Source organism: Vibrio sp. 1401, assembly GCF_033340295.1.
Map to the genome: position 1 here is coordinate 1 of NZ_JAWOWF010000676.1, position 561 is coordinate 561.

At 46.3% G+C, this 561-nt stretch carries 2 protein-coding genes; both read left to right on the plus strand.

Features of this window, described 5'->3' with window-relative positions; all coding sequences use genetic code 11:
- Positions 1–241 (plus strand): 2-amino-4-hydroxy-6-hydroxymethyldihydropteridine diphosphokinase (locus tag R7Z77_RS27520; protein ID WP_318137330.1); only part of this gene is annotated, 241 nt, incomplete at its 5' end.
- A 15-nt stretch (positions 242–256) separates the two neighbouring features.
- Positions 257–561, plus strand: a 305-nt coding sequence (locus R7Z77_RS27525) for an undecaprenyl-diphosphate phosphatase (RefSeq protein WP_318137331.1), incomplete at its 3' end; no start/stop codon positions are given.

Genomic DNA, 561 nt, shown 5'->3' on the forward strand with positions numbered 1-561 from the left:
AAATGCGCAAAAGTATCAGGATCGAACACTGGATCTCGATATAGTGCTCTTCGGTGAGTGCATCTCGGCACAAAAACCGGAGCTACCTCGCAGTGATATCTACAAATATCCTTTTGTCACAAAGCCCTTGTATGATCTCGAACCTCATTTAGTGATCCCCGGCGATGGACGCACTGTAGCCGACATTTGGCATGCTATGCAGCCAGTTGATTCACTCAAACCAGTTTCTTTTTCACTTTAAATTTGAGTTGTTTACATGAGTTATTTTGAAGCCTTTATTTTGGCTCTGATTCAGGGGCTGACAGAGTTTTTGCCCATTTCCAGCTCTGCGCACTTGATCTTACCCTCTGCCATTTTCGGCTGGGCCGACCAAGGTCTAGCGTTTGATGTGGCAGTACACGTCGGTACATTGATGGCGGTTGTGATTTATTTCCGCCACGAAGTGATCACTTTATTCCGAGCATTGTTTGCTTCGATCTTCAAAGGTGACCGCAGTAAAGAAGCAAAACTGGCATGGATGATCGTGATCGCGACGATTCCGGCGTGTGTGTTCGGTTTGCT